This window comes from Sphingomonas sp. CROZ-RG-20F-R02-07 (genome assembly GCF_022662335.1).
Lineage (GTDB): Bacteria > Pseudomonadota > Alphaproteobacteria > Sphingomonadales > Sphingomonadaceae > Sphingomonas.
Window position 1 is genome coordinate 1 of sequence record NZ_JAKNQJ010000053.1, and the last position, 420, is coordinate 420.

Sequence of the window (420 nt, forward strand, 5' to 3'; positions counted from 1 at the left end):
TAGCTTGTGATTCACCGGGGGTTGCGAAGACCACGAGGATCACATGGGCTGGACCAAAACCGCTCGCCGCGAACATGACAGAAGCGGCCTGCGCTATGCAAGCGACTGCACGGACGAAGAATGGGCTGTCGTCCGGCCATTGTTGCGGCGGACCTCCAGGGTGGGGCGCCCGCGCAAGCACAAGGCGCGAACGCTGTGGGATGCGATCCAGTATATCGCTGCAACGGGGTGTCAGTGGGCGCAACTGCCCAGAGATTTTCCGCCCTTCACGACGGTGCAGTACCATTTCTACCGGATGCGCGACAACGGCCTGCTCGACGCCGTCAATGCGGTGCTGGTGGCATGGCTGCGGGTCGCAGAAGGTCGCGAACCGGCGCCGACCGCGGCCATCATCGACAGCCAGTCGGTCAAGACCACCGA

At 63.6% G+C, this 420-nt stretch carries 1 protein-coding gene; it reads left to right on the plus strand.

What is annotated here, in order from left to right; all coding sequences use genetic code 11:
• Window positions 1–43 precede the first annotated feature (43 nt).
• Window positions 44–420 (plus strand): transposase (locus L8H00_RS18675; protein WP_242098862.1); only part of this gene is annotated, 377 nt, incomplete at its 3' end.